Source organism: Alicyclobacillus sendaiensis NBRC 100866, from assembly GCF_001552675.1.
Taxonomy (GTDB): domain Bacteria; phylum Bacillota; class Bacilli; order Alicyclobacillales; family Alicyclobacillaceae; genus Alicyclobacillus; species Alicyclobacillus sendaiensis.
Genome location: NZ_BCRQ01000151.1, coordinates 1 through 531 on the forward strand (window position 1 = coordinate 1; position 531 = coordinate 531).

The following is a 531-nucleotide window of genomic DNA, read 5'->3' on the forward strand; positions in this document are numbered from 1 at the left end:
GATCGTCCGCAGGATGGATGCGACCATCGCCTGCTCCTTCTTCGGCACCTGACTCAGCACGTTGCGCAGTGCGTGCACCTTGCATCGTTGCCAGGTGGCACCTGTGAGCACCTCGGCAATCGCTTGGCGCAAACCCGCGTGTGCGTCGCTGACGACCAGCCGTACGCCCCGCAGTCCGCGGGCTTTCAGGCTTCGGAGAAAATCCGTCCAAAACGCGCCGTCCTCGCTCGTGCCGACGTCAAACCCAAGCACTTCTCGCTCACCGGTGTCTGTCACCCCAATCGCAATCACCAAAGCCATGCTCTGCACGCGACCGCCTTCCCGAACCTTCGGGAAGGTAGCGTCGAGCCACACGTACGGATACTCGTGTTCCAGCGGCCGTTCTTTGAACTGTTGCACGGTCTCGTCCATCTGCTGACACAGACGAGAAACTTCACTTTTGCTGATGCCCTCCAATCCAAGGGCTCGCACAAGGTCGTCCACCTTGCGGGTGCTGACGCCCTTCACGTAAGCCTCCTGGATGACAGCCGC

At 61.0% G+C, this 531-nt stretch carries 1 protein-coding gene; it reads right to left on the reverse strand.

Annotated elements, in window-relative coordinates; all coding sequences use genetic code 11:
• Positions 1-531 (reverse strand): IS256 family transposase (locus AS26_RS13665; protein ID WP_157068528.1); only part of this gene is annotated, 531 nt, incomplete at both ends.